28 protein-coding genes are annotated in these 26,986 nt (G+C 41.2%); 2 read left to right on the forward strand and 26 right to left on the reverse strand.

From position 1 onward, the window contains the following. Window positions 1-11: 11 nt before the first annotated feature. The 5 genes from DFO72_RS00530 to ilvA form a co-directional block, all read right to left on the reverse strand. On the reverse strand, window positions 12-857 hold the full coding sequence (locus DFO72_RS00530) for a DegV family protein (RefSeq protein WP_113884672.1): 846 nt from the start codon (window positions 855-857) through the stop codon (window positions 12-14). A gap of 142 nt (window positions 858-999) precedes the next feature. After that, a complete protein-coding gene (locus tag DFO72_RS00535; RefSeq protein WP_019379714.1) occupies window positions 1,000-1,251 on the reverse strand; it encodes a DUF2535 family protein in 252 nt (83 codons plus the stop codon). Window positions 1,252-1,340: 89 nt separating this feature from the next. Further along, window positions 1,341-2,078, reverse strand: a complete 738-nt coding sequence (tatC, locus tag DFO72_RS00540; RefSeq protein ID WP_113884671.1) for a twin-arginine translocase subunit TatC — start codon at window positions 2,076-2,078, stop codon at window positions 1,341-1,343. A gap of 97 nt (window positions 2,079-2,175) precedes the next feature. After that, a complete protein-coding gene (locus DFO72_RS00545) occupies window positions 2,176-2,373 on the reverse strand; it encodes a twin-arginine translocase TatA/TatE family subunit (protein ID WP_113884670.1) in 198 nt (65 codons plus the stop codon). A gap of 149 nt (window positions 2,374-2,522) precedes the next feature. Continuing rightward, entirely contained in the window at window positions 2,523-3,791 is a 1,269-nt protein-coding gene (gene ilvA / locus DFO72_RS00550; protein WP_113884669.1) for a threonine ammonia-lyase IlvA, read from the reverse strand. 172 nt (window positions 3,792-3,963) lie between these two features. Between ilvA and DFO72_RS00555 the strand changes: the two genes are divergently transcribed. Beyond that, window positions 3,964-4,200, forward strand: coding sequence for a hypothetical protein (locus tag DFO72_RS00555; protein WP_113884668.1), 237 nt, complete (start codon window positions 3,964-3,966; stop codon window positions 4,198-4,200). Between the two features lie 63 nt (window positions 4,201-4,263). Here DFO72_RS00555 and DFO72_RS00560 read toward each other — a convergent pair whose 3' ends face one another. From DFO72_RS00560 to DFO72_RS00590, 7 genes are all read right to left on the reverse strand, one after another. Next, window positions 4,264-4,995, reverse strand: a complete 732-nt coding sequence (locus DFO72_RS00560) for a lysophospholipid acyltransferase family protein (protein WP_113884667.1) — start codon at window positions 4,993-4,995, stop codon at window positions 4,264-4,266. Window positions 4,996-5,111: 116 nt separating this feature from the next. After that, entirely contained in the window at window positions 5,112-5,597 is a 486-nt protein-coding gene (locus DFO72_RS00565) for a dihydrofolate reductase (protein WP_113884666.1), read from the reverse strand. After that, window positions 5,594-6,388 (reverse strand): thymidylate synthase, encoded by a 795-nt coding sequence (locus tag DFO72_RS00570; protein WP_113884665.1) that lies wholly within the window; start codon window positions 6,386-6,388, stop codon window positions 5,594-5,596. The genes DFO72_RS00565 and DFO72_RS00570 overlap by 4 nt, the downstream gene beginning before the upstream one ends. Before the next feature lie 91 nt (window positions 6,389-6,479). Next, the gene (locus tag DFO72_RS00575; protein ID WP_113884664.1) at window positions 6,480-7,181 is read right to left on the reverse strand and encodes an anthrax toxin lethal factor-related metalloendopeptidase; all 702 of its coding nucleotides are present in this window, start codon (window positions 7,179-7,181) and stop codon (window positions 6,480-6,482) included. A 236-nt stretch (window positions 7,182-7,417) separates the two neighbouring features. Next, window positions 7,418-8,029 carry a TerD family protein gene (locus tag DFO72_RS00580; protein WP_113884663.1) on the reverse strand — a complete coding sequence of 204 codons (612 nt, stop codon included), beginning with the start codon at window positions 8,027-8,029 and terminating at the stop codon, window positions 7,418-7,420. A gap of 51 nt (window positions 8,030-8,080) precedes the next feature. After that, the gene (locus DFO72_RS00585; RefSeq protein ID WP_113884662.1) at window positions 8,081-9,187 is read right to left on the reverse strand and encodes a toxic anion resistance protein; all 1,107 of its coding nucleotides are present in this window, start codon (window positions 9,185-9,187) and stop codon (window positions 8,081-8,083) included. A gap of 2 nt (window positions 9,188-9,189) precedes the next feature. Further along, window positions 9,190-10,827, reverse strand: a complete 1,638-nt coding sequence (locus DFO72_RS00590) for a YceG family protein (RefSeq protein ID WP_113884715.1) — start codon at window positions 10,825-10,827, stop codon at window positions 9,190-9,192. 294 nt (window positions 10,828-11,121) lie between these two features. Between DFO72_RS00590 and DFO72_RS00595 the strand changes: the two genes are divergently transcribed. Beyond that, a complete protein-coding gene (locus DFO72_RS00595; protein WP_113884661.1) occupies window positions 11,122-11,370 on the forward strand; it encodes a hypothetical protein in 249 nt (82 codons plus the stop codon). Here DFO72_RS00595 and DFO72_RS00600 read toward each other — a convergent pair. The 14 genes from DFO72_RS00600 to DFO72_RS00665 all read right to left on the reverse strand — a co-directional run bounded on the left by DFO72_RS00600 (window position 11,367) and on the right by DFO72_RS00665 (window position 26,892). After that, on the reverse strand, window positions 11,367-12,167 hold the full coding sequence (locus DFO72_RS00600) for an HAD family hydrolase (RefSeq protein ID WP_113884660.1): 801 nt from the start codon (window positions 12,165-12,167) through the stop codon (window positions 11,367-11,369). The two genes, DFO72_RS00595 and DFO72_RS00600, sit on opposite strands and share 4 nt — an antisense overlap. Beyond that, entirely contained in the window at window positions 12,167-13,273 is a 1,107-nt protein-coding gene (locus DFO72_RS00605; RefSeq protein ID WP_113884659.1) for a cysteine protease StiP family protein, read from the reverse strand. The genes DFO72_RS00600 and DFO72_RS00605 overlap by 1 nt, the downstream gene beginning before the upstream one ends. After that, entirely contained in the window at window positions 13,266-14,639 is a 1,374-nt protein-coding gene (locus tag DFO72_RS00610) for a phosphoribosyltransferase family protein (protein ID WP_243856036.1), read from the reverse strand. The genes DFO72_RS00605 and DFO72_RS00610 overlap by 8 nt, the downstream gene beginning before the upstream one ends. Further along, window positions 14,569-15,780, reverse strand: a complete 1,212-nt coding sequence (locus tag DFO72_RS00615; protein ID WP_113884657.1) for an HpcH/HpaI aldolase/citrate lyase family protein — start codon at window positions 15,778-15,780, stop codon at window positions 14,569-14,571. Before DFO72_RS00615 ends, DFO72_RS00610 begins: the two co-directional genes overlap by 71 nt. A 126-nt stretch (window positions 15,781-15,906) precedes the next feature. Continuing rightward, complete coding sequence (locus DFO72_RS00620; protein WP_113884656.1) at window positions 15,907-16,680, reverse strand: TerC family protein; 774 nt, start codon at window positions 16,678-16,680, stop codon at window positions 15,907-15,909. An 89-nt stretch (window positions 16,681-16,769) separates the two neighbouring features. Next, entirely contained in the window at window positions 16,770-17,351 is a 582-nt protein-coding gene (locus DFO72_RS00625; protein ID WP_113884655.1) for a TerD family protein, read from the reverse strand. Window positions 17,352-17,460: 109 nt separating this feature from the next. After that, entirely contained in the window at window positions 17,461-18,048 is a 588-nt protein-coding gene (locus tag DFO72_RS00630) for a YpjP family protein (protein WP_113884654.1), read from the reverse strand. A 21-nt stretch (window positions 18,049-18,069) separates the two neighbouring features. Further along, the gene (locus DFO72_RS00635; RefSeq protein ID WP_113884653.1) at window positions 18,070-19,248 is read right to left on the reverse strand and encodes an LL-diaminopimelate aminotransferase; all 1,179 of its coding nucleotides are present in this window, start codon (window positions 19,246-19,248) and stop codon (window positions 18,070-18,072) included. Window positions 19,249-19,564: 316 nt separating this feature from the next. Next, window positions 19,565-20,338 (reverse strand): class I SAM-dependent methyltransferase, encoded by a 774-nt coding sequence (locus DFO72_RS00640; RefSeq protein ID WP_113884651.1) that lies wholly within the window; start codon window positions 20,336-20,338, stop codon window positions 19,565-19,567. A 79-nt stretch (window positions 20,339-20,417) separates the two neighbouring features. Further along, a complete protein-coding gene (locus tag DFO72_RS00645; protein WP_113884650.1) occupies window positions 20,418-20,852 on the reverse strand; it encodes a BrxA/BrxB family bacilliredoxin in 435 nt (144 codons plus the stop codon). Window positions 20,853-21,060: 208 nt separating this feature from the next. Continuing rightward, on the reverse strand, window positions 21,061-22,731 hold the full coding sequence (ilvD, locus tag DFO72_RS00650; RefSeq protein WP_113884714.1) for a dihydroxy-acid dehydratase: 1,671 nt from the start codon (window positions 22,729-22,731) through the stop codon (window positions 21,061-21,063). Between the two features lie 370 nt (window positions 22,732-23,101). Next, window positions 23,102-24,238 (reverse strand): conserved virulence factor C family protein, encoded by a 1,137-nt coding sequence (locus DFO72_RS00655; RefSeq protein ID WP_113884648.1) that lies wholly within the window; start codon window positions 24,236-24,238, stop codon window positions 23,102-23,104. Window positions 24,239-24,364: 126 nt separating this feature from the next. Next, the gene (locus tag DFO72_RS00660) at window positions 24,365-26,245 is read right to left on the reverse strand and encodes an ABC-F family ATP-binding cassette domain-containing protein (RefSeq protein ID WP_113884647.1); all 1,881 of its coding nucleotides are present in this window, start codon (window positions 26,243-26,245) and stop codon (window positions 24,365-24,367) included. Beyond that, a complete protein-coding gene (locus DFO72_RS00665; protein WP_181782393.1) occupies window positions 26,242-26,892 on the reverse strand; it encodes an HD domain-containing protein in 651 nt (216 codons plus the stop codon). The genes DFO72_RS00660 and DFO72_RS00665 overlap by 4 nt, the downstream gene beginning before the upstream one ends. Between the last annotated feature and the right edge of the window lie 94 nt (window positions 26,893-26,986).

Genomic DNA, 26,986 nt, shown 5'->3' on the forward strand with positions numbered 1-26,986 from the left:
CGTCCGTTTTATTACTCTTCCAGATGATACATAAAGCCAATTGCTCCTGGTCCCGTATGTGTACTGATAATTGGAGTTGTTTCTTCAATTTCAATTTCTGCAGCAGCATCCAGCTCTTCAATCATTTTCTTCAGTTTAGAAGCTAACTCAATGCCTTCTGCATGGACAAGGCCTACACCTTTTATTGTTTTCCCTTTGATATCCTCTGCAAATTGTTTGGCCAAATACTTCGCCACCTGGGTATGACTTCTTACTTTGGCCACAGGTGTGTATACACCGCCTTCAAGCGAGGCAATTGGTTTTATATTCAGCAAGGACCCGATCATGGCCTTGCCCTTGCCGATTCTTCCGCCTTTTACAAGATTTTCCAACGTATCTACTACTACAAATAATTTAGTATTACTGCGAATGGTTTCCACCCTGCTGACAATCTCCTGAATGCCTTTCCCTTCGCTGGCCATTTTTGCAGCCTCCAATACTTGAAAAGCCAGTGCTTTGGATATATATCTTGAATCTACCACTGTAACATTTGCATGTGACATAGCTGCTGCGCTTTCCGCTGATTGAACAGTACCGCTCATTCCGCCAGTCATATGAATAGAGAGAATATCATAGCCTTGATCACCAAACCTGTCATACACCTCAGCCAATACTCCCGCAGGAGGCTGTGAGCTTTTAGGCAACTCGTCCGCTTCTTTCATTTTCCTCATGAATTCAGATGGAGTAATATCAACCCGGTCCAAGTATGTATTACCTTCTATGTGAATAGATAGCGGGACAACTTCAATATCGAATTTTTCAATCAATTCGCTGGATAGGTCTGCTGTAGAATCTGTAACAATTTTAATTTTAGCCATTATGCTTTCACTTCCCCTGCATTAACAATTAGTTCATATTATACATTCAAGCAAAATACAAATAAAGCAATAAATATATAGCCTGTATTTCTCCTCCTTATGTGGCCAAAAAAATACCGGCTGGCTGCCGGCATCAAAGTTGTTAAGCGTTATTTTTTAATTCTGGGGTCTTAAAAATCTCTTCATAGACGGGCCACTTTAAAACTCGCTTTAGATATTCTCTAAAAGAATGGTTCTTAAGTGTTTTCTCATTGGCGTTAGTGGCCGCAATAAAAGTTTTCAAACGGACTTGGATCATAAAATAATAAGGGCTATCTTTTGCCAATACAGGAATTTCAATAATTTTTACCTTCTGTCCAACAGCATTTTTGAACTCTAGGCTTTTAAATAGCAAAATATCAATCCTCTTTTTCACCCGTTTGTTTATATTATACCCCAAATACCGCTCGAAATGTGTCTGATTATGCTATCCGATTAATTTTTTTAAGAAGATGCCTCTCCTGAATTCTCAGCCTTTTTCAGCTTTCTTTTGTAGACAATTTTAGATAAGTTGATGCTTATTTCATAAAGCAGAAGCAATGGAATAGTGACAAGAATATCAGACATGAAGTCAGGAGGTGATATAACAACTGAAATCACAACAAGGACAAAATAAGCATACTTCCTGATTTTAGTAAGCACATAAGGATTAATAATTCCAAGCGAAGTCAGGAACATGATGACTACAGGGAGTTCAAACAAAACTCCAAAAGGCAAAGTCATATTAAGGACAAAGCGGAAATATTTATCCGCAGTGAAATTGGCCTCAAACATTTCTCCACCCAATTCAACAAGAAAACTCAATACGGTGGGGAATATGACAAAATAGCCAAAGCATAGGCCAATAATGAACAAAATAAAAAGCGCCGGCACATAAGAAAGAGAGATCTTCCGCTCAGCTGCTGTCAGGGCAGGCTTGACAAAAAGCCAAATCTGCAAAGCCAGAACGGGAATTGTCCCTGCAACTGCAATGACCGTAGCAAGCATAAAGTAAACCCAGATAATATCACTTGGGCCCAGGACAATCAATTTGACTTCCAGGTCTCTTACCAGCCATTTATAAATATCCTCAACAAAAACAAAGCCTGCAATAAAAAAAAGGATAAATGCTGATGCCGTTATAATGAGTCTTTTTCTTAATTCATCTAGATGTTCGACTAAATTTAACTCTTTTTCTTCCATATAATTCTCCTGCTAATTTTATAAGAAACCAGGCATTGGACCAGCCTGCTGTATCTGAAACCAAAACAAAAAGGCGCAAGAAGTATATCCTTACACCTTATTTAACCGTTTTTTTCTTAGAATCCTGTTCAAGTTCTTCCATAACGTCACTTGTTAGGCCACGGGTGGATTTTTTGAATTCTCTAAGTGTTTCACCAAAAGCACGGCCAATTTCCGGCAGCTTTTTTGGTCCGAATATGATTAACGCCAAAACAAGGATTAAAATTAATCCGGGAACACCAATATTTGAAAGCATATTCACATCTCCTTTTAAGTACTTCCCTTCTGAATCTAATACGATTATAGTACTTTTCAAAGGAAATGTCACAGATATCATAAAAATTCATATTTCAGTCACAAAATCATAGGAAATAATATGAAGCTGCCAAGTCATTCAGGTGGTGATTATACCAGCAGATGAAAAAGGTTACTGTCTTTGTTTATCTCTTTATATGAGAACCCCTTTTTATTCATTCTTAAAATGAGGTCACTATAGTCCTCTTTATGCTTTAACTCAATTCCCACAAGGGCTGGACCATTTTCTTTATTATTTTTCTTCGTGTACTCAAACCGTGTAATATCATCTGTCGGGCCAAGAACCTCGTCAAGAAATTCTCTTAATGCTCCGGCACGCTGAGGGAAATTCACAATAAAGTGGTAAAGCAGGCCTTCATAAAGCAGGGACCTCTCTTTTATTTCCTGCATTCGTCCAATATCATTATTGCCGCCGCTGATCACACATACGACATTCTTTCCTTTAATTTGCTCCCTGCACATATCAAGTGCGGCTATTGGCAGCGCACCTGCAGGCTCAGCCACAATCGCATGCTCATTGTATAATTCAAGGATCGTCGTGCACACTTTCCCTTCAGGTACCATGAAAATATCATCAACATGCTCATTGCAGATTTCATAGGTTTTTTCACCGACACATTTTACTGCCGCTCCATCTACAAACTTATCAATTTCATCGAGAGGTGCTACTGCTTGAGCCCTGATAGATTCACTCATCGATGGTGCTCCTGCCGGTTCTACTCCAATCATCTGTGTTTCCGGTGATATACTTTTTATGTAAGTGCTCAGTCCGGCCATTAATCCGCCTCCGCCAATACTCGCAAAAACAAAATCTGCAGGCTCCTCACAATCGTTAAGGATTTCCACCGCTACTGTCCCTTGTCCTGCAATCACCATTTCATCATCAAATGGGTGAATAAATGCCCTGCTTTCCGCCTCTGCACATTTAAGAGCTTCGTAATAGGAATCATCAAAGGTATCTCCCACGAGAATGATTTCCACTGAGTCCCTGCCAAACAGCTCCACCTGACTTACTTTTTGTCTCGGTGTGGTTGCCGGCATAAAAATTTTTCCCTGGACGCCAAGATGCCTGCATGCGTAGGCGACTCCCTGTGCATGATTCCCTGCACTTGCACAGACCACACCATTTTCCAGCTCCACTGCAGTTAAAGATTTTACTTTATAATAGGCACCCCTTAATTTAAATGAGCGTACATGCTGAAGATCTTCTCTTTTCAGATAGACATTGCACCCATACTTTTCTGATAGACGTTCATTTTTCTGTAAAGGTGTATGGGCAACAATATCCTTTAGCTGCTGGTATGCAATCAGAATATCTTCCAACTGCACCCATTTTTTTGTCATTACCTTCTGTTCCATTTTGCCACCCTCTTCTTTACAAGTTATTAATTTGTACATTATACCATGACAAATCATGATTTCAATCAGGTTTTTTAAAAATTTACATTTTTCGAATTATTTTAAGGATAGAAATCGCTGAAACCGACATATAATAAGCAAAAGCTAATTTATATCTCAAAGGGGTGCCGGAATGGAGTTTTCTTTATGCAGTCTAGATAGCGCTTTGCCTGTGGAAGTAACATTGGATGAAGATAACGGCAGGTATATGATTCGGAAAAGCGACACGAGCGGAGAGTACTTCAACAGTGCTGACGAATTAATACAGTGGGTGAAAGCCAACTTTACAGCAGAAGAGTTTTGCGATCCCAAAGAATACCACGGAATGATTCAGAAGCTGACAGATTATTTAGTGAATCCCAATTTCTAATTTTTAATTAACCGAATAAATAATGATAGAAATAGGGCCCCTGACTGAATGGGGCCTTCTTCTTTATGACGCGATCTTCTTGCCTGTAAGGCTGCTGCAGATTATTTCTCTTACTTCCTGCGCAAGAAACTTTGCATCCATATTTTGAACGATCTTAGAATTCACAGGCTTACACACCTGGATTTCTATTTTAGCCGGCTTTATGAGCCTCCCATTCTTTTCAAACACATCAGCTGTCCCTTTAATAGAAATTGGCACAATCGGAACACCTGCATCCTGTGCAAGCCGGAATCCGCCCACTTTAAAAGGCGCTACCTGCCCGCCCTTGCTTCTGGTTCCTTCCGGGAAAATCAGGAGAGAGTGACCCTGCCTTAAAAGCACTGCTGCATCCTTTAAAGAATTGATAGCCTTGCTGCGATTGCTGCGATCAACAAAAACACAGTTCATGACTTCCATCCATGAAGAGATAATGGGTGCTTTCTTAACTTCAACTTTTGAAATAAAACCAAAAGGTTTATCAATGGATGCAAGAAGGACTGGAATATCAAAATCCCCTTCATGGTTGCAAACAATGACGACAGGCCCGCCAGGAATCAATTCCTGCCCCTTAACTTTCACTTGAGAGCCTGAGATTTTCATTATTGTCCTGGACCACTTCTGCGGTACATTATGGATAATGCGGTCGCGTTCCTCAACAGGGAGCACAGCATTCAATTTCCTCATGCGGTTTAGTGCAGGGAGGCTATAAACTAAATATCCGCCCATATACAGAAAAAAGATTATTAATCGAAGCATAATGACCTCCAGGTCTTGGGATGGTTTACATTATATAATAATCAGGTTCCTTTCACTATATGTTTACAGATTAGATGATTAAAAAAGCAGCCCGCCGGTGCGAGCTGCTTTTAAGATTATTTTCTTTTATAAATGAGGAATTCAAAATCATATGGATTTTTTTCATCCCTGGTGCCCTTCTCCCTTGAAAGGAGATTCCATTCTGACATGTCTATTTCCGGAAAGTATGTGTCTCCTGCAAATTGATCATAAATCATAGTCAAATAGAGACGATCTGCTGCAGGAAGAATGGCTTTAAAAATCTCGGCACCGCCAATGACGAAAATTTCATCTTCCTTTACACCGCTGTACTTCAGAAGCTCTTCAACCGAATTTACAACTGTGCACCCTTCACATGAAAAGGATTCATTGCGGGTAATAACAATATTCTCTCTCCCCGGCAGAGGTCTTCCGATTGAATCCCAAGTTTTTCGTCCCATGGCAATCGGATGCCCCATCGTAGTTCTTTTAAAAAACTTTAAATCCTCAGGCAGATGCCAGGGAAGTTTATTATCCTTGCCGATCACACGATTCTCATCCATTGCCCACATTAAAGAAATCATACACTGACAACTCCTTTAATATGAGGGTGGGGATTATAGTCTTCCAGCTGGAAATCATCAAACTTAAAGCTGAAAATGTCTTTCACATCCGGATTAATACTCATTTTTGGAAGCGGTCGGGGATCACGGCTCAGCTGAAGGTTTACCTGGTCAATATGATTCTGGTAGATATGCACATCTCCAAACGTATGTACAAATTCACCAGGCTCCAGATCGCACACCTGTGCAACCATCATAGTCAGCAAAGCATAGGAAGCAATATTAAACGGAACCCCAAGAAAAACATCCGCAGATCTCTGATAAAGCTGGCAGGAAAGTTTCCCATCTGCTGCATAAAACTGGAACATGCAGTGGCAAGGAGGCAAAGCCATCTTTTCTATCTCTCCTGCGTTCCATGCATTTACAATCAGCCTGCGGGAATCGGGATTTGTTTTAATCTGGTCAATCAGGCTGCTAATCTGATCAACTGTATTTCCATCGGCACCTGTCCATGATCTCCATTGATGACCATAAACCGGACCAAGATTGCCTTCCTCGTCAGCCCATTCATTCCAGATTCGCACACCATTCTCCTGAAGGTATTTTACATTTGTATCACCGTTTAAAAACCATAACAGCTCATGGATAATGGATTTCAAATGCAATTTCTTTGTTGTTACCAATGGGAAGCCGTCCTGCAGGTTAAAGCGCATCTGATAGCCAAATGTGCTTATTGTCCCTGTGCCAGTGCGGTCTTCTTTCTTTGTGCCATTCTCCAAAACATGCTTGCATAGATCCAAATATTGTTTCATTTCAACCCAACCTTTTTTAAATACTCATTGCTATTGTACACGAATTTCCGTAAATTTCACATCAGATAAATATTTAGAGAAACGGGTTAAATTAGTATAATTTGTTTATAAAATCATAGGTTTTCGGAGCATTCACACTTAATGATTTCCTGGATTCGCCTCCTGCAAAATACATGGCAAAAGCCTCAGCGAAATATTCTTCAGGGAAGGATAGAAAATAATTTTGACCGGGGAACAATTTAGCTTTCTCTGCTTTCCAGACAGAGAGAAACTTCTGATTAAATCGGATGCCATTGTAAACATAGCGATCAACAGAATGGGCAAGTTCATGAAGTTCCAGATTAACGGATCCATGGCCTTTCCCCTTATCACTGTAGCCTATTTTAACAAGGACCGTTTTTGCCCCGCCAATCCCAGGGACATCATCCCAGGTGGTGCCCCCTGTATAGCCGCGGGGAATTACCCCTTCAAGGTGCTGAGCAGTAGGATTATCAGTAAGCTTTCCTACGAATAATTTCACCCTTATATCTTCATCCTCTATTTTGGACAGCAGGGAGGCGGGCAGATTATCCACCCGGGAAATCATTTCTGCAGCCTCTCCCTCATCAAAAGGTTCGAGCGGCAATATGAAAATGCCGCCGAGCTGCCGTGGGGATTTTAAACTGAGAAGCTCTTTAAGCTGGGAGGAGTGCGGATAATCTTTTAGTTTAATACCGCCCATGGCAGCCTGAGAGTTACCCAGCAGTGCAAGGGAAACCATCATGATTGTAAATGTCAGTGCCATTTTGCGCATTTTAAAAGCCCCTTCTGCTAATCTAAGATGTATAATTTCCGGGCAACAGAGCCCTTTGAAGTAGTGCCTAAGCTGCGGAACTGCCTGAATGGAGAAAAATTTTTTAACCGTTCTGTTAAACTATTAAAATTATAACATACGAATGAAGGAATAGAAGGAAACAAATGATGGCAAAATTAAATGAAAATTCAAAAAGGGCCCGAGTAAAATCGGGCCCCTGCCAATGGTTATCTTTATTAAGAATATGAACGCACAACATCTGATAGGCCTGGGGAAGCCGTTCCAGTGCCAACGGCAGCAAACTTCCAATCGCTTCCATGCCGATAAATCTCACCAACAATTAAACTAGTTTTTCCGCTGTAATCATCTGTCAGGTTATAGTGAATCAGCTCTTGATTGCTGCCTGAGTTGACAACACGGATGAAAGCATTTTGAATCATGCCAAAATGCTGCTTTCTCTTGACGCTGTCATAAATGTTAACGACGAATACCATTTTGTGTATGCTAGCAGGCACTCTGCTTAAATCAATCAGCACTTGTTCGTCGTCTCCATCTCCTGCACCCGTCAGATTGTCCCCGGTATGCTGGACACTTCCATCGCTGCTTTTCAGGTTGCCGAAATAAATAACATCTTTATTACTCTTAAGTTTTCCATTTTCACCAAGCATGATAACAGAAGCATCACAGTCGATATTTGCACCGCCGCCTCCTCCGAATAAAGATCCCAGAAGACCGCCGCCTCCGCTTTTTTGTACTGGATCCCAGCCTAATCCTACCATAATTTTAGATAATCCCGGATTTCCTTTAGTTAAGTCAACACGCTGGCCCTTTTGAAGATTTATTGCCATATCAATTCCACCTCATCAATAATTTATATTTTATTTAAAATGAGCAGCTGCCTAACCCTGCTGCTTCATTTTTTTAAAATTGTCCTGCAGCTGTTCCAGTCTCCTGGTTCCTTCTTCACGTAAACGCTTGTTTTCTTCTTCTATTGATTTTGTCTCCTGCATACCTTTCATGATGATATTCCAGGATTCCTCAATAGTTTCTATCTTAATGCTCGGACCGCCTGCCAATCTTGCGATATCAGCACTTTGATTAGAAATATTCTGGGCATTGCGCACAAGCATTTCATTTGTCCGTCTGTCCAGCTCGCTCATTGAATCTGCAACAAGTTTTTGTCTCTTCGCTGCCACTGCCTGAATCAGGCCATTCTTAAAAATTGGAATCGTAGTAACGAATGCAGAATTAATCTTCCCGATCAGCTTGGTATTGCCTCGCTGCAGCAGCCGGATTTGCGGTGCAGTTTGTAGGGCAACCATTTTAGCCATTTCAAGATCATAGACTCTTTGCTCCAGCAGTTCGATGGCATTTCTTAACGTATCCAGCTGCATCGAAGCCATTTGATCCCCCTGGGCCGCCCTTCCTTCCAGCTGAGGAAGCTGATTGGCTTTTAATTCGTCGGCTTTCAGCTGTCCTGCCACAGCATATTTTTCAAGCGTCAAATAGTACTGATAATTTTGCTCATACATTTGTTCAAGCATGGTTGTGGAGTCAACCATTTCACTTTGGTATTTGGAAATTTCAACATAAACTTTATCAATTTCCGCGCCCATTGTCTGATATTTTCCGAAAAGCTTTTCAATCATCTTTTCTCCCCGTTTGAAAAGCTTGCCAAAGATCCCTTTTGATCCCTGCTCGAAATCCTTCTTGTCAAATTTGTCCATAATTCTGCCGAGCTGCTTTAAAAGTTCACCTGAATCTTCTACCTTGGTTGTTCTCATGTTGCTCAGTATCTGATCAGAAAAGCGGGAAATCTGGACAGCAGGCTCTTTACCGAATTCAAGTATTTGAATTTGGTCCTTCTCATCGATGGACCTGGCCAAATTTTGCACCTCAGGTTCCTGCCTTAAAGCTAGCTTAATTTCTGATACCTTATTTTCGGTTAATTTGTCATCCTGCACCTGGGCTGTTAAATTCATATCTGCTGCTTTAGTCGGATTCATTTTCAATCACCCTTTAAATTTTTTAATAATCCTTGAAAGAGAACCTTCTTTAGAAAGGATGGCTCCTTAAATTCCTGTTCAAAAACAACATCCTCAAGCCAATGGACATCATATAAATCTTCCTCAATGAAGTTTTCAATGTCGTTATGGCCCGGCGGATTATACAACACAATATCCAATCCAAACTGATTAAGCAGCAAAAGAAGAGCGGCATCCGATCTTACCATCGTCCCGTTCAGCTCGTTGTTATAGAGGATAATCTTAGGGACGTCCTGAGAATAATCAAATTGCTGCATTAATTTTAGAATGCTTGGCGGAATTTGCAGACTTTGGCTAAAAAGATAAATCTTCAATTCTTCTTCCGACTCACTGGAAAGCGGCTTTATACGCGGACGTTCACACATATTTCTAATGGCCATTGCAATTCCATTTTGCAGGCCGCCAGGAAGCTGCTGATACCTCCAATAGTGCCCTGCAATGATTTTTTCAGGGTCAAGCTTTCCTTCCCTGTCAAGTGCATTCCGATAATGGAACCGAAAATCATTGTTGACGCTATTTGTAAAAGGAAATCTCCTTATCAGCAAACTTTCATCATACTGGCTGATTGTTTGTATTCGATCCCAGTATTCCTTGCGGTTCCTGCTTACACCCTGGATCTTTGAAAATACGGAAGGTATCATGACCCTTCCTTCTTTCACCTCGAAGTTTGGGCGGATCATGGCTTTCTCTTTGATTAAAATAAAGAGCTCATCATAAGTGGTTTTCAGTGTCACAGAGGAAGGTGTATAGTCCCGCAGCTGCCAGGGTTTATAAAGTCCTGAACCCTCATGGTTAAGTATGGTTTCTATTTCCCTGGATGCTCTATAGGCAACTGTAGCACTCCTTCTTCTCTTTTCTTGCGGAAAAGGCTCTGGCCTTTTCTTTTCAGGGTAATGATGAGCAAAAGACTCTTGAACCACCGGCCCCATTTTTGCCGGAAGATCTTCCCCTGAAGGAGAAAAATAAAGAATATCGCACCCGATCTGAATTAAGTAGTATAAAAAATAAAAATGACTCTTTTTCCCATTACCGTACCATAGGATTTTTGGCATAGCCATTTTAGGGTCAATATCTTTAAGTTCTGTGCCCAAATGGTTAGTGGACCACTTTATCACATCTACAAGCACTCTTCGGATTTCCTGGTTTTTCAACCCGGCTGGTTCAAGTTCAGAAAAAAGTTTCAGCATACTGATCATCGCTTCTCTAATCTTCCTGTGCATAGAAGGAGAGGATGATTTAAGCAGCAGCTGTTCCCCATCAAGGAAAGCAGCAAAGCGGTTTATGGATAAATCCTGTTCCCGGTTAATGTTCAGGACTTTTTGTATCGCCTGGAACTGCTGATTATTAATGGTTTTATCCAGATGTTCTTCACTCAAAAGAATAAGCCCTGCATTTTCTGTGTGAATAAGGTCAAAAAGACGATTATAATATTCATCTTCATCGAGCGGAACTCCGAGAAACCTGGCAACAATCTGGCCAATATGCAAAGTTTGCTGTTCCTCTCTGTAATTATCACGCTCGTGATTCGGCTTTGTTAAGTGTGAAGTCCAATTCTCATTTGTAACCTTTAAGATGTGAGTTTTGATTTGACTGTACGACAAGTTCAATTTATATCCCTTCCCTCTATGAGCGAAAGATGCATTCTTATCATTTCATTCAAAAATGGCGTTTCAGTTCCCGGATAATGACACCGGGAAAAAATATGTAAACTTATTACCATCATATCATAGGAATACAGCCTTTTTCTAAAATGGTTAACTTTCTTTACGATTTAACAGGAAGAAAGTTTCACTTCAGCAGTATTTTCATAGCTGAATAACCTCAAATGAACTTTTTCACCATTATTCCTGTCCCTGCATAAATTGGAGTACTCTATGAAAGGAAGGTGAATCAGTATGAGGCTGCTTTTTCGAAGAGTGAGATATCAGGGGATTGATCATGATCTGGATATGATCAGGAATATTTTATGTTCCAGTTCTTTAGTTTTTATAGACATCATTTTCTTGTCATTAACCCTTGCCATTTTCGCTTTTGCCAATTACCAGTCTATTGCCATCAGCAGCTTAATCTTTACAGGATGCGCTACCTTTTGCATCTGTTTATTTATCGTTTTAAAAAAATGGCTGAGGGACCAGCCGGACTAAACTCTTTCTTTAATATTATTTAAAATATCATTTAGAATTTCTTCCCCGGCCGCTGCCCCTATATTATTAGAAATCAAGTAAGGATGTGAGAGGGAAAGATTAGCTGCCAGTTCACCATGGTTTGGGACGTATGCGAAATCGCAGAACTTTAAGAAATCATGGTCGAGAACTGAATCTCCTGCTCCAAAAACACTACTTATTCCTTCCCGATTCCTAATAAATTTTACCGCCTCGCCTTTACAGATAGGATTTGGCATAAAATACAGTTTTCTCCCCTGCAGGGATATTCTCCACCCATAAGACTCAGTCAGCCTTACTATTTCCTCCTTGGCTGCTGGTGTTATTTGTTCATTCAGAATATAGTAAAAGAAAAGATTTTCAGCGGTTTTTATTTTTCCGTTCAGTTCCAGGCATTGTGATCTGTCCAGCATTTCCTCAAGCAATGCACACTCTGAATTTAGACGTTTTCGGACTATGCCGGACCACTCATCAAGAGGTTTTCCATGATAATGAATATTTGCGCCATTCGATGTGATAGTGTACGGAATGTTAAGATTATCCTCAAAAATGAAAATACGCTTAAATTGTCCGTATGTTCTCGTTGTAACAGGCACAAAGAGCATTTGAGCGGATACCTTTTTCAGCATCAAGAGCGCCTCGTTTGACATAAAGGCTGCTTCCCTGCCGTCGATACGCTCAACAGCTATTAAATTTTTTTCTCCTGTCTGTCCAAAATCAGCTAGCGCTTTATTTGAGTAAATCAATGTCCTGTCCAGATCTGAAGCAAACATCCTCATTATTCTTCTCCCGTCTTTTTAATTAACCCACAGCATGTGTAGCTCATATCAGGATAATGAATAATTTCGACATTCCGCTCCCGGGCCAGCATGACAATATGGCGAACATATGGACTTTCCGGGTCTCTCATCAGGATCTTCCATGGAAGCCTTCTCAGAAGAACCCTGGTGGTTTCTCCGACTCCCGGCTTTACAAAGTTAATAGATTCAATTTTAAATTCCTCTTGTATTCTCTGAACTTCTTTCATTCCTTTAAAACTTGCTCCCCCCGGGTTTTCCATAATCTTGGCCGCAAGTTCAGCTGCTTCCTGTTTAATAGCCGAGAACTCCTCTGTAATCGCTGAGAGATAATGGTTTGAAACATCTGCTTCCTCCAGCTCCCTGTAAAATTTGGCGCCATGATAATCTTCCGGCCCAATTAAGGATTCATTTAATACTGTTCTGCTGACCAATCCTGAAACAGTAGAATTGAGGCAGGCACTTGGAATCAGAAAGTCTTCCCTTGTTCCATAAAGTGTTGTGCAAAAACCTGGATCCGCAAGAACGGCCAAAGTGTCATCGAGAAGAACACCATAAAGTTGATGAAATTGTCTGCAGGCCTTGGTTAATTCAACAGAAATAGCCCCTTTGCCTGTCCATCCATCCACAAACTGAATATTGCAGCCAGGATGTGAGTTTAATATATGCTTTATCGCATTTTCGTCAATCCCCCGATCTCTGATAATGGAAATGCTGTAATGCGGCAATCTTACTCCATATACTTCATAAAGATACCGTTTTATCAGAATACCGACAGGCGTCCCAGCTCTTGCCAGGGAAACTAAAACTGTTTCTTTTCCTTTTTTCTTCCAGATTTGTTCAGAAACCACTCCGGTAGACAATGCTGCCTTTCGTTTGTATTCATCAAGCGTTTCCCAAAACAGGGAAAGGTAATTTTCAGGAGGCTGGTATTCAATAGGAAGTGTTTCACTATAATGCTGACCGGACTGAATGTTTTTTTCCCTTTGCTCAATGGATCCTTCAAGTGAATATCCGCTTAAATCCTTCAGTAAAAATACAACGTCATCTTTACTATATGAACCAAATTTATCTGCAATTCTATTCATTTCTTTCACCCCCATTAAAGGAAACTATCTTTATATTCTTTATATATTTCTTTAATTGATTGATAAAAGGCATAAGTGAATCTTCTTCTGGCTCTCTTTCGAAAAACAGGAATAGTTCTTCATAATAGTCTTCTGGAATGTTATAAACAAATTGTGCCATTTCAGTGTCTTCAGGGTTTTGAAAGGAAATGCCGTATTTGGCTCCATATTCATTATCATTTCTTACAAAAATGGGACTGCGTGTTGTAGAGTGGAATTTTACGCCTTCCCCCATTAATGAGGCAAGTTTCATAGGGATATACATAAACTCCCCTGTTCCAAGACATAACGTATTCCTGCCATCCCGTTTACCTGATAGGTATTGGCCAATCTCAGCTAATGACACGCTTAACCTGGCTTGGCTTTTTGCATCCAGCCCGAAACGTCCAGAATCTTTTAAATAAGGAGTAGTTCTGATTTCACCGCTTAGAGCAGCAGAAGGCTCATTCATCCGGCTTAATAGTTCAGGGAATTCATTATTTATATGAATATAGGAAATTAGCGCATCATTTCCTTTCAGTTCATCCTCAGACTGGCTTTCATGCACTTCAGGGTAACCCTTAACGTCTATCTCCCCTTTTAGAAGAGACACACTGTGAATAATAATGCCCAATTCTTTTTCAAGATCATCAAACAGAGCCTGGTTTTTCGGGGAACGCCAATCCAGAATGGAGACGACTGTATAAATCTTTCTGGGAAAGCGTTCATGAATGGATCGGATGATATTAATGGCTGTTTTTCCTGTTGTCATTTCATCATCAACAAGAATGATCTCTCTCTTATTATCCAAAAGGCTTTCATCTGTGTAACATCTGTGGGAAGTAGCATGGGAATGTTCTTCTTCAAATGTTATGACAGAATTCCTATCAATCAGCTGCTCTCTTGTTGTGTGAAAGTAATCGGCACGTTTAAATGATTGAAAGAAAGCATGTCCAAGTGCCGTTGCTGTTTCGGCAAAGCCGATAATGACAGGGTTATAGTCTTCATGAATAAAAGGGCTGCTGTTTATGATGCCTAAGCCATTTTTAAAAGCAGATAGAAGCTCAGCGGTCTTTCCTGGTTCCACCTTCTTTTCCTTTTCCATATAACGGCTGGCAAGCAGTTCCCCTGTCAGGAGTCCGATTTGCGGATTAATCGGAATATGTTTTCCGAGTACTTTGCTGACAAATAAAAAGGATCTTTTTTTATTTATTCTTGCGGCCATGACAAACAAATCTTCAGGCGCCAGCTCATAAGGGTTATCGGTTATCTGAATATCAACGGTTAACGAGTTGAGTATCTGAATTGAATGTTTCGTTTTTGAGTAGGTCAATGTATGTGATCTCATCCTGCAGCACCCCGTATACTTCTGATTTTAATAATATTTTTTTAGCCCAATATAAATGGGGTTTAATTTCATTCATTTTGTTTTGGTAATCGCTTTTCATAACCCCTATTTTTCCGCCGGCCTGACCGGCAATGCTCTGTGCATCCAAATACTCTTCAAGGGTTACAGTATTCAATGCCTGTACAGGTTTGATATGTGTGGGATGGATAATGGTTTTTCCAGTTAAGCCATTTGAAATATCCATCGCGATTTCTCTTATTAATCCGTCCATATGCCGATCAATCAAGTCCGTCCTCATTTTGAGCCCATCCTGCCCAAGACGTTCCCTGAATGGCGTCTGCCTGATTTGAGGCTTCAGAAGACGCTCCTTTGAGGAGAAGTATTCCCATACCGGGCCTGAGATGACGTATGGCTGGTCCGCACGCAGGAAAATATTAATGATATCTGATATACAATCTCTTATTACAGCAATGTCGTAAACTGTTGTATCTGAATTTCTCCGTATCCCATACAAGCCGCTAAAATCCGTTGCTCCAATTCTCACATTCAGAATCAGATCAGAATATTGGTCCAGCACCTTCTTAATGCCGATTAATTCATCAAGCCTTGTTTCTTTTTGAATGATTTCTTTAGTTTCCAGAATCGGCATGGCATATAAACAATAACCATAAGAATTAAGCCTTTCAATTTCAGTTAGAATTTTGCATCCTTCAGCCGGAGAGAACTTTGGCAGGACAAAACCAGTAAGAAGATGCATGCCATTGGGAATTCTGCTTTTGAGTCTAATAAGCTGATCATAGCTTCTGATCCGGACGAAAAGCAAAGGGAGATCTTCTTCTTCACAAAGCCCCTTCGCAAGGTCCGAGCTCAAATTTTCCAATTCCAAAGACAGCAGGTCTTCTGCCTGTTCCACTTCATCATCACCAATTGCATCTTCAAGGCATATGACCATGGATGTAAGGCCTGCATGCTTTTTTGAGAGCAGATTCTGATGAATACGAGGCCTTGTAGCCGGCATATATAAAGTTGCTCCAAGTGCATATGCTAAAAGCTCCCTGCCAGACCTCTTGTTAAAATGGCCCGGCTTTTTGTAAAACACCTGATTTATTTTTTCATCCGGAAGATCGGAAAATAGTCTCATTTTTGCAGCTCCATTCCTTCACTTAAATACTACTTTCTTCCTTTTTCATCCAAAAAAGATAAAAATAAAAGGGAGCGGACATTTGTCTGTTCCCTTCTTAACTCAATGCAGTTATATTATTTAAATTCAGCCCTGATCTGCAGCTTCCTTTTTGGCATTCCTTGCATGGATGACAAAAGTAACGGCAAACACGATAATCAATACAATAAAGAAGTAAATATGGTCTATATGAATTCCAGCGGCGCTGGCAATCATCTTAGCAGAAATAAGAAGGATCAAAATATATGAGCTTGTTTCCAGTTCAGGAACCCTGTCAATCAGCTTTAAGAATACTCCCGCTACACCACGCATCATGATTATTCCAAGCATGCCTCCTATTAACAGTACCCAGATCTCTTGACTCACTCCTAGCGCAGCCAATATACTGTCTATTGAAAAAGCAATATCCATTAATTCAACTGCAATGACTGTTCCCCAGAAAGTACCAAAAAGGCGAATTAATAAGCCTTTCTGATTAATCCCTTCTATTGCCTCTTCATCACCATCTTGCTCGGCTTTCCGCTTATCAATAAAATACTTGATTGCAAGCCAGGCTAAATAGGCTGCACCCAATACCTTAATATACCAGAATTCAATTAAGAATACACCGATTCCAATGGCAATAAACCTGAAGAAATAAGCACCTAACAGACCATAAAAAAGTGCTTTCTTGCGCTGTTTTTCCGGCAGATGTTTTACCATTACAGCAAGTACGAGTGCATTATCAGCAGACAATAAGCCTTCTAAAATGACAAGTGTCCCTATCAGTGCCCAGCTTTCCGGCTTTGATAAAGCTTCAACCCACATTTCCCAGTTAAAAAACTGGGAATATGTATGCATTATAGATTCTAAGATTTCCATTTTAAATTTATTCCCCCCGGATGATGACTATTTTATTCATATAAAAGACCCGGCATTGCCGAGCCTTATTTAAAAAATATACCTCTTATTTATCCAACCTGTAAACCAAAATCTTTTGCCAGTGCAGCCAATCCGCCCTGATATCCGCTTCCGATTGCACTGAACTTCCATTCTCCGTTATGTCTGTATAGTTCTCCGACTACAAGTGCAGTTTCAATAGAGAAATCTTCACCTAAGTCATAGCGGATCAATTCTTCGCCTGTATCTTCATTCAGGATCCTCACATAAGAATTCGATACCTGTCCAAAGTTCTGACTGCGTGCTTCTCCGTCATGAATCGTGATTGTGAACGTTATACGCTGAATGCTTGCAGGTACATTAGCCAGGTCAATTTTCACCTGCTCGTCATCGCCATCCCCTTCACCAGTACGGTTATCTCCAGTGTGTACAACGGAACCATTAGCACCTGTTGTATTGTTATAGAAAACAAAGTCGCTTTCAGAAGTTACCTTCCCAGTGTCTCCAAGAAGGAATACGGAAGAATCCAAATCGAAGTCATTTCCGCCATCGTATTTATTTGTGTCCCATCCAAGTCCAACTATTACCTTGGTCATACCTGGGTTTGTTTTTGTTAAGTCAACTTTTTGTCCTTTTGATAAGCTTACTGCCATTTCAACTCAAACCTCCATTATGTAGAATAAATGTATTTACGCTATAAATCATGAAAAGTTTCATAATCCATAAAAATATTTTTTCATATTCCAGGATTTATTTCAATCTTTAACTCATCCATTTCGGCGGAGTGTTTTTATCCCAGTAAATTGATCCAAGTTCATGGTGGGCCTGAAAATTATCATGATGTGTGTGATAATGAAAATTAAACCAGTATCCCTGCTGTGGAGGATGGTCCCTTCTTACATGGAAGCGAATGACGTCTTCATTCGCCTTGCTATTGGTGATATGGAAGATTTTTTCCGACAATCCGCCCCCCGGAGTTTCTGTAACCTTTAATTGAGCAAGGCTTTCTTCGGGAAATTGCACCGCCACCTCCTGGATGGCTTTCTCAATATTTGGAAGTATTACATCGTTAAACTCATCTTCAATAACAGGGCCAATCTTTGCACCAAACTTCTCATACGATTGTACCTCAGCTTCTATAAGCATTTGCCTAATGAAGTCATCTTTATCAAAATTAGTGTCTTCCTCTTCAGCAAGTTCTGCACTGTTTTCCGAATTTTCCACATCGGAAGCTCTAGAGGCTTTTAACTGGCTGGTATTTTCATATAGAAATGCCTGAGAAGGTGTGACGAGGCCAAAGGTTAAAATGGTAACCAGTACGACAAAGGATTTTCTCAGCCAATTCGGCATGTTTTTTCGCCTTCCTTTCTGCTAAGCAAGGATTTTCTTCAATATACCGCTTTTTTCAATATTTGCGGCAGCTTGCCTTAATACATCTTCGGGCTGAACAAGTGCAATCCGAACATATCCCTCACCCCATTGGCCAAAAGCACTTCCAGGGGTTACGACTACGCCGGCGCGGTTAATCAAGTCAACCGCAAAATCCCTGGATGTGCTGTATCCACATGGAACCTCTGCCCACAAGAACATTGACCCCGCTGGCTTGCTGATATCCCAACCGATATTTTTCAGCTCTTTTAATAATACATCTCTTCTTTTTTTATATGTTTCTCTCAAGTCCTGCAAAAAAGAGGATTGATCATTCAATGCTTTCACTGCAGCTGACTGCACCGGCAAGAATACCCCATAATCCAAATTGGATTTGAAGTTGGACAGCAGCGCAATAAGCTGCTGATTACCGGCAGCATATGCCACCCTGCATCCTGCCATATTAAAGCTTTTCGATAGTGAATTCATTTCAATCCCTACATCCATGGCCCCTGTAACAGACAAAAAGCTTATAGGCTTCTTCTCATAATAAAGTTCTGAATAAGCAAAATCATGCAATACAGCAAAGCTGTACTTCTTTGCCAGATGGATCACCTGAAGAAAAAACTCTTCTGTCGCCATTGCAGGAACGGGATTGCCGGGGAAATTCAGGATCATTAATTTCGTGTTTATGAGTATTTCTTCAGGGATTTCATCCAAATCCGGAAGGAAGCTATTCTCCTTTTTTAAGGGCAAGCCGTACATCTGGGCCCCGGCCAATGCTGCACCTGCAGCATAAGCAGTATATCCTGGGTCCGGGACAAGGATATACTCTCCAGGGTCACATAGAACCATTGGCAAATGAACCAGCCCGTCCTGGGAGCCCATTAAAAGCTGCACCTCTGAAGATTCAAGATCCACTTCAAAATTTCGTTTATAATAGCTGCATACTGCGGAATGAAATTCATTTGTACCTGTTAACGAGTACCCATATAATTCTGGTTCCCGGGTTCCTCTTGCTAACTCCTCCATAACAAAAGCGGGAGGGGGCAAATCAGGGCTGCCAATGCTCAAATCAATCACCGGAAATCCGTCTGAAAGTTTCGAATTCTTGATTTGGGACAATTCAGCAAACACACTTTCCGGAAAAGAAGCCATTCTTTTTGAAATAGGAAATTCCATAGTATCCTTCCTCGCTATGTATCTCAATTCTATTTTTCTATTATACTTCTTTTCGAACCAAATTTAAATTGATTTCATGTATCGTTAAAAAGAACAATAGATATATAGTGAATAATATATTTGCCGGATTATAAAGCAGCAAAGCGGGAATAATAAGAACAAATCCTTTCTTCAAGCCGAGGAGAATAAAAAGGGGGAAATTCAGATGGATTGGTCTGTATTCTTTGTTATTGCCAGCCTTTTGCTGATGGCTTACTTTGTTTATCTGGCCATCGCAGATTAAAGAAGAAGGTGCCTGGTATTCAGGCACCTTTTCTTATTTTTCAATTACCCCAAAATGAAATTTCGATGACTTTCTTTCAATTACTTTGAAGCCATATCGGTCAAACCTGGAACTTTTAAAGTGATCCTTCAGAACCACTCTCTTTCTGGCTGCTCTTTTTGCATGAAAAATAACTTCCTCTGACAGGTCCTCATAAACAGCAAAGTTCCTTAGTGCTTTAATCCCCTCTGACTCAAGGATTTTTTCTTCAAACATGGGATCAAAATAGACAACGTCATAACTGTCCGGGGGCAATTTTTTCAAATAAGGAAGGGCCATTGACGATTCCACCATTATTCTTTTCATTGCCTGATTCATACTATCAAGCCCGGAGTCCCATTGTCTAAGGCCATTCGCCACCAGGAAGGAAAGATATTTATTTCCTTCCAGTCCTGTAACTTTGCCTTTACTCCCTGCAGCATAACTGGCTGTTATGCTGTCCGAGGCAAGTCCAAGGGTACAATCGAGAATACTGCTGCCTTCTTTTAGCACCGCAGCCTGAAGAAAAGGATCCCCCTCTCCTTTTAGGAGACGTTTTACTCTGAACATCGCTGAACTGGGATGAAAGAAGAATGGCTTGCTTTCACCTATCGGAAAAAGCTCCAAACGTTCTTTTCCAACTACTATGCAGTCTTCAGGAACTTGTTTTTGGATCATTCCTACAGACCTTTTATTCCTGCTGATATATTCTGCTCCCAATTGTTCGGCAATTTTTTTTGCTTTTTCTTTCATTGCTTCATTGGTTCGTCCGGCAGTTGTAATAATCATTGTGTTCACCTGAATTTCTTAATTTTGCTATAAGAAAAGGGTGCCAGCAGACACCCCGTTTTGTTTAATCCTTATATTCTCAGCAATTCGCCTCAAAAGCAGCAAGAAGATTTTCCATGATCGCTTCCATGGAATGGTCTTCAATATCATGGCGGTGAATGAAGTGTACAACTTCCTTCCCTTTTAAGAGCGCCATAGAAGGAGATGAAGGCTCATATCCATCAAAGTACTCGCGCATTTTAGCTGTTGCCTCTTTATCCTGTCCTGCAAACACCGTCACTAAATGCTCAGGTTTCTTTTCACTGCGCAAAACGGCCTGTGTTGCTGCCGGCCGAGCCAGTCCAGCAGCACATCCGCAAACTGAATTGACAACAACAAGTGCTGTTCCTTCAAGACCTTCCATAAATCGCTCTACCTCTTCTGAAGCTGTCAGCTCTTTAAAACCGGCCTGTACAAGCTCCTCACGCATCGGCTTTACCATTTGTTTCATATATTCCTCATATGCCATAGACATAAGATTTGCCTCCTCCTTAAGCTGCAGTTTGTAAAGTAAGCATACTATACCGTATGATCTTTATGCAATTTTTCTATGCCGGGAATTTCTCTGCAGTCCTTTTTATCGTCCAATTATGATATGCTATTGCCCTAAATCAAATATATATCGGCCAAAGTCTCTTATAAGCAAGAAAGCCAGTCATAAATGACCGGCTTTCTTAACCTTATTAAATTTTCATAACGCCGCCTGTGCTGGCATTGGTTACAAGCTTCGAATAACGGGCAAGATACCCTTTTTTGACCTTTGGCTCGAAGCCTTGCCAATTGGCTTTGCGTTTTTCAAAATCTTCATCTGAGATTTCCAGGTTGATTGTACGGTTATTCAAATCCAATTCAATGATATCCCCATTTTCCACGAATGCAATAGGCCCGCCTTCAGCAGCCTCTGGAGAGATGTGCCCAATGCTGATTCCCCGGGAAGCCCCTGAGAAACGGCCATCTGTAATCAGGCCGACTTTTGCCCCAAGTCCACGGCCGACAATCTGGGAAGTAGGTGCAAGCATCTCCGGCATTCCAGGTCCTCCTTTAGGACCTTCATATCGAATGACTACAACATGGCCTTCCTGCACTTTGCCGGTAATGATTCCGGATAATGCCTCTTCCTGCGAATCAAAGCAGATGGCTGGTCCTCTATGGTATCCGCCTACTGACTCATCAACAGCACCGACTTTTATAATTGAGCCTTCAGGAGCAAGATTTCCAAATAGAACTGCCAGCCCTCCGCGTTCAGAATGCGGATTCTCGAGGTTTCGGATTACATTTCCATCCAGAATTTCACTGCCTGCTACATTCTCTCTTAGCGGCTTTCCGGTAACTGTGAGACAATCTCCATTCAGGGCATCCGGCTTTTTAAGCAATTCATTGATGATAGCACTGACTCCACCCGCATTATGCACATCTTCAATATGATAATCTGAAGCAGGAGCAATTTTTGCTAAATGCGGTACCCGGTTGGCAATCTCATTAATTCGTTCAATCGGATATTCAATTTCGGCTTCGTGCGCAAGTGCCAATGTGTGAAGAACTGTATTGGTTGACCCGCCCATTGCCATATCCAGGGCAAATGCATTGTCAATTGCATCAATTGTAACGATATCGCGCGGCTTGATGTCTTTTTTTATTAATTCCATCAGCTGCTTGGCTGAACGTTTAACAAATTCTTTTCTCTCTTCTGATACTGCCAGAATTGTGCCATTGCCAGGAAGTGCAAGACCCAGTCCTTCTGCCAGACAGTTCATGGAATTTGCAGTGAACATTCCGGAACATGATCCGCAAGTCGGACATGCAACCTGTTCGATTTCCTGAAGCTTTTGTTCATCAATTTGTCCTGATTCAAAGGCACCTACACCCTCAAAGACAGAGCTTAAAGATAAAGGTTTTCCACTTGAATCAACACCAGCTTTCATGGGGCCTCCACTGACAAAAACAGTTGGAATATTAACCCTTAAGGCCCCCATCATCATTCCAGGCGTAATTTTATCGCAGTTCGGGATACAGACCATTCCGTCAAACCAGTGTGCAGAAACAACTGTTTCAAGTGAGTCTGCAATGATTTCGCGGCTTGGCAGAGAATAGCGCATGCCAATATGGCCCATGGCAATACCATCATCTACTCCGATGGTATTAAATTCAAATGGAACTCCTCCTGCTTCACGGATTGCTTCTTTAACAATTTTACCGAATTCCTGCAAATGCACATGGCCTGGTACGATATCAATATAGGAATTGCACACAGCAATAAATGGTTTTCCGAAATCCTCTTCCTTTACCCCGGCAGCACGCAGCAAACTGCGGTGCGGAGCCCGGTCTGTTCCTTTTTTGATCATATCACTTCTCATCTGTGAGCCAGTCATAGTATGTAATACCTCCGTTTACCCTAGATTCATAATCTCTTATTCTATGGGGAATAATTTGTTAAGCCTCCTGCCCCCAAATATTTTCTTTCCAATATAGACCCTTTTTCGGATAATTTCAATAATTTTTACAAATTTATTATAATTTTTCGCTTTAAATGGGTGAAACAGCAGTGTGTGCAAGTTGTGAAATTCAATAATTGGGGACATTCTATAAAAATCCGGGCGCATAATTTTACTTCAGTCGTTACCTTACTGCTGCCATCTTTCCTAAGTCGCCGGGAACGATTCCTTATATGTCCAACAAAAAAACCGCTCCAGATTTTTATTCTGTGAGCGGTTTTTTCCCAGAAACTTATTCCTTGCCCTGTTTCCGGGATTCAGTCATCTGTTTCCAAACTGACCCTTTTGCTTCTTCCCCATGTTCAATTCTTTCAATAGCCAATTTGATTTGCATGCTGACTTCGAATTCCGGATCGTCTTCTGCTGCTTTTAAAGCAGGAAGCACACTTTCATCACCCACTTCATATAGGAACATGGCCGCACGCCAGCGCACAAGTTTACTGTCGTCCTGCAGCGCTTCCTTCATGGCGTCCATTGCTTCTTCAAATCCCAGGTCAGACAAACAGTCCCCTGCTGTACGTCTTACAGTGACCGTTTTATCCTTCAATGCTCTGTACAGGAGAGGAAGGACACTCTTATCCTCAATCATCCCAAGATAAACTGTCGCAAGTCTTCTGATTGACGCCTTCTCATCATTAAGCGCTTTTTCAAGAACAGACAGGTCCTCCAGTTCAGGATCATTCATCTGTTCGAGTTTTTGATAGCGCTCACGCCAATCCGGGGAATCCAGATCTTCTACAGACAGTTTAAGAAGGGAACGTGTGTGTTTTCCGTCCGTTTTATCCGGGCTTTTTGCCGTTTTAACAAGTATCTGGAGTCTTCCTTCTGGATAGGCAGCCATTAGTTCTTCTACAATATCATGGCCAACCTGGTCAAAGTCTCCATATCGGACACCAAATTCTTTCCACTTGCGGACCATGACAACATTATCAGCAGGATCCTGCGCCTCTGAAACAGCTTTAATAAAGTTTTCAGGAAGTCCAAAGCGCTTTTCCTCCGTGCCGTCAGTCAGTTTAACCTGCATGGGAATTCCTTTATACATTTGGACTAACACTTGGACTTCACCATAATGTTCATCGATGCCATTGTCTTCTGTGCCCTCATTTTCCACATCCTCGCCAAATGCGGATCTTACTTGCGGGAGAAGCTCTTTCCAGTCATATTTCGCATTTCTTTCGACAGCAAGGAAATCGGCAACATGGTAAACCCCTTTGATTCCATCAATTTCAAGTATATCCAGAATAATCTTTGGAGCTCCTTCTTTTTTATCCTTTTTATAATTATTGGCCTTCCCCATCGGAAGCTCTTCATCAAGAATAACCTTCATAGTGTTTGGACTTGGTGTTGGTTCGATTGCTTTGATTCTCAAAAGTATCACCCTTTTTTATATATTCACGATGGTAACTGGTATTATTTTAACATAAGGAGATTTTCGAGGCATTTTAGTTGTTTCTGAATATGCAAAGAAACCCGGGAGAAATTCCCCGGGTATGAATTATTCATTTTCAGCTGCTTCTGAAAGGTAGCTCCATCTCTCAATCAAGTATTCAAGCTCTTCATTCAGCTTTGTTTCTTCTTCTACTAAGGCCTGACCCTTTTCAAAGTCACTGCCGATACTGGCCATTTCTGAGGAAATCGCTTCAAGACGGGTTTCAGCCGCTTCAATTTTTCCCTCGATTTCTTCCCATTCCTTTTTTTCTTTGTAGCTCATTCTCTTCTTTTTTGGCTTAGTTTCCCTCGCTTTTTTTGGGGCAGCATCAACTTCCTGAACAGGCTTGGCATTCTCGCTTTCAAGAAATTCACTGTAACTTCCATAGTAGGATTCGATTTTGCCCTCGCCTTTTAATACAAGAAGCTGCTCAGCCACTTTATCCAGGAAGTAGCGGTCATGTGAAACTGTAATGACTACACCGGGAAAATCTTCAAGATAATCTTCGAGAACCGTCAGGGTTTGGGTATCAAGGTTATTGGTCGGCTCATCAAGCAGAAGAACATTAGGCTCTGACATTAAGATTTTCAATAAATACAGTCTGCGTTTTTCCCCGCCGGAAAGCTTGCGGATAGGAGTGCCGTGAGAATACGCCGGAAATAGGAAGCGCTCCAGCATTTGAGCTGCAGAAATCGTTTTGCCATCGGAAGTTTCAACTACTTCTGCTGTTTCTTTGAGGTATTCGATCATGCGCTTGTTCTCATCCATATCTTCGCTTTCCTGTGTATAGTAAGCGATTTTTACCGTCTGCCCAATAATTCGCTTACCCGAGTCAAGCGGAATCCTGCCTGCCAGTATGTTAAGCAGAGTAGATTTCCCCGTTCCATTTCTTCCGATAATCCCTATTCTATCCCCTGGTTTTACAAGAAGATCAAAATGATCCAGAACCGTTTGAGTGCCATACTTTTTTGAAGCAGCTTCGAGTTCAAATACCTGTTTTCCGAGGCGGCTGCCACTTAGGGACATATCCAATTTTTCCGAGGATTTAACTGAAGCAAGCTGGCTATCAAGGGTTTCGAACCGCTGAATTCTGGCTTTTTGCTTGGTGGTACGGGCTTTTGCACCTCGTCTGATCCATTCCAGTTCCCTTCTGAACAGATTTTTCTGCTTATCAATGGCAGCTGCCTCATTTTCCTCTCTTACCGCCTTTGCTTCAAGGAATGCAGCATAATTCCCTTTATAGCTGTATAGATTTCCGCCTTCAAGTTCAAACATTCTATTTGTAATCCGGTCAAGGAAATAACGATCATGTGTTACAAGGAGCAGCGCCCCCCTGTATCTGCCCAGATATTCTTCCAGCCATTTCACCGATTCAAAATCAAGATGATTTGTCGGCTCGTCAAGAATCAGCAAGTCAGGTGACTGGATCAGTACTTGCGCCAGGGCAACCCGTTTTTTCTGCCCGCCAGAAAGCTCTCCAATCTTTTTGCTGAACTCCTCGATACCCAGCTTAGTGAGTATCGTTTTGGCATCTGTGTTCACTTCCCAGGCATCAAGGGTATCCATTCTTTTTTGAAGTTCGAAAAGATTTTGCTGAATGTCTGAATCTTCAGGGTGCATGCTAAGCTCCAGCAGGGCTTGTTCATATTCTCTCTGCAGTACAAGAACTGGTGCATCTCCTGCAAAAACCTGCTCGAGAACTGTTAATTCATAGTTGAGTTCAGGCTGCTGTGCTGAATATGAAATGGTGTAATCTCTAGGAGTGACTATTTCTCCAGAGTCTGGCAGGTCAACACCGGCAATCACTTTAAGCAGGGAAGATTTCCCCGTACCGTTTACTCCGATCAGTCCTGCTCTTTCTTTTTCAGCGATTGTAAAAGATATATCATTAAAAAGTTCTTTCTCTCCATATGATTTTGTAACATTCTCCAAAGAAATCATCTTCATGCTTGACCATTCCATTCTATAAAAAATTGATGCAGATATTGCTCCATAATTTCATGCCGCGCTTCTGCCATTTCCCTGGCAGTGTCAGTATTTAGCAGATCTCTCAGCTTCAATAGCTTTTCGTAGAAATGATTGATGGATGATGACTTTCCATTCCGGTATTCATCTTCAGTCATTACTTTTCTGATTTCAAGGCCGGGATCATAAATAGGCTGCCCTTTTTTGCCGCCATAGGCAAATGCTCGTGCAATCCCCATAGCACCAATTGCATCCAATCGGTCCGCATCCTGGACTATTTTAGCTTCCACGCTTAACACCTTTTTGTTATTGCCGCCTTTAAAAGAAACTGACTCAATTATTGTCTTAATGCTGCTGGAAGCTTCTTCTGCAATCTCAATTTCCTGCAGAAAATCAGATAGCTTCCTTTCTCCCGCTTCCTTTGAAGTGTTCAGCTTAGCATCGGGTATATCATGAAGCAGCGCTGCCATTTCAATTAAAAAAGGATCTCCTGCTTGTTCCTTTTTGGCTATGTAAAGGGCATTTTTTCTCACCCGCTCAATATGATGCCAGTCATGCCCGGTTGAATCTTCTCCGAGTGTATTCCGGACGAATTTTTCTGTTAAATGTATATTTTTTTCCTTCATTATTTCACCCGCTTTCAAACTCCACACTCCATTTTAACATTAGTCTCAAAAAGAAACGATGGCAAGGTAATGCCATATCTATAGAACTATTAAATGG

The organism is Cytobacillus oceanisediminis (assembly GCF_004366035.1).
Classification (GTDB): domain Bacteria; phylum Bacillota; class Bacilli; order Bacillales; family Cytobacillaceae; genus Cytobacillus; species Cytobacillus oceanisediminis_C.

Coding starts and splice junctions, on each gene's coding strand:
- DFO72_RS00555 (WP_113884668.1), top strand. CDS start 3,964: ATGGAGTTTTCTTTATGCAGTCTAGATAGCGCTTTGCCTGTGGAAGTA.
- DFO72_RS00605 (WP_113884659.1), bottom strand. CDS start 13,273: ATGAATAGAATTGCAGATAAATTTGGTTCATATAGTAAAGATGACGTT.
- DFO72_RS00565 (WP_113884666.1), bottom strand. CDS start 5,597: ATGATTTCTTTAATGTGGGCAATGGATGAGAATCGTGTGATCGGCAAG.
- DFO72_RS00615 (WP_113884657.1), bottom strand. CDS start 15,780: ATGAGACTATTTTCCGATCTTCCGGATGAAAAAATAAATCAGGTGTTT.
- DFO72_RS00530 (WP_113884672.1), bottom strand. CDS start 857: ATGGCTAAAATTAAAATTGTTACAGATTCTACAGCAGACCTATCCAGC.
- DFO72_RS00660 (WP_113884647.1), bottom strand. CDS start 26,245: ATGAAGATGATTTCTTTGGAGAATGTTACAAAATCATATGGAGAGAAA.
- ilvA (WP_113884669.1), bottom strand. CDS start 3,791: ATGGAACAGAAGGTAATGACAAAAAAATGGGTGCAGTTGGAAGATATT.
- DFO72_RS00630 (WP_113884654.1), bottom strand. CDS start 18,048: ATGCCGAATTGGCTGAGAAAATCCTTTGTCGTACTGGTTACCATTTTA.
- DFO72_RS00545 (WP_113884670.1), bottom strand. CDS start 2,373: ATGCTTTCAAATATTGGTGTTCCCGGATTAATTTTAATCCTTGTTTTG.
- DFO72_RS00560 (WP_113884667.1), bottom strand. CDS start 4,995: ATGCTTCGATTAATAATCTTTTTTCTGTATATGGGCGGATATTTAGTT.
- DFO72_RS00645 (WP_113884650.1), bottom strand. CDS start 20,852: ATGTCTATGGCATATGAGGAATATATGAAACAAATGGTAAAGCCGATG.
- DFO72_RS00585 (WP_113884662.1), bottom strand. CDS start 9,187: ATGAATCCGACTAAAGCAGCAGATATGAATTTAACAGCCCAGGTGCAG.
- DFO72_RS00640 (WP_113884651.1), bottom strand. CDS start 20,338: ATGATTATTACAACTGCCGGACGAACCAATGAAGCAATGAAAGAAAAA.
- tatC (WP_113884671.1), bottom strand. CDS start 2,078: ATGGAAGAAAAAGAGTTAAATTTAGTCGAACATCTAGATGAATTAAGA.
- DFO72_RS00635 (WP_113884653.1), bottom strand. CDS start 19,248: ATGGAATTTCCTATTTCAAAAAGAATGGCTTCTTTTCCGGAAAGTGTG.
- DFO72_RS00610 (WP_243856036.1), bottom strand. CDS start 14,639: ATGAGATCACATACATTGACCTACTCAAAAACGAAACATTCAATTCAG.
- DFO72_RS00580 (WP_113884663.1), bottom strand. CDS start 8,029: ATGGCAATAAATCTTCAAAAGGGCCAGCGTGTTGACTTAACTAAAGGA.
- DFO72_RS00570 (WP_113884665.1), bottom strand. CDS start 6,388: ATGAAACAATATTTGGATCTATGCAAGCATGTTTTGGAGAATGGCACA.
- DFO72_RS00625 (WP_113884655.1), bottom strand. CDS start 17,351: ATGGCAGTAAGCTTATCAAAAGGACAAAAAGTTGACTTAACAAAAACA.
- ilvD (WP_113884714.1), bottom strand. CDS start 22,731: ATGAGAAGTGATATGATCAAAAAAGGAACAGACCGGGCTCCGCACCGC.
- DFO72_RS00620 (WP_113884656.1), bottom strand. CDS start 16,680: ATGGAAATCTTAGAATCTATAATGCATACATATTCCCAGTTTTTTAAC.
- DFO72_RS00595 (WP_113884661.1), top strand. CDS start 11,122: ATGAGGCTGCTTTTTCGAAGAGTGAGATATCAGGGGATTGATCATGAT.
- DFO72_RS00600 (WP_113884660.1), bottom strand. CDS start 12,167: ATGAGGATGTTTGCTTCAGATCTGGACAGGACATTGATTTACTCAAAT.
- DFO72_RS00575 (WP_113884664.1), bottom strand. CDS start 7,181: ATGCGCAAAATGGCACTGACATTTACAATCATGATGGTTTCCCTTGCA.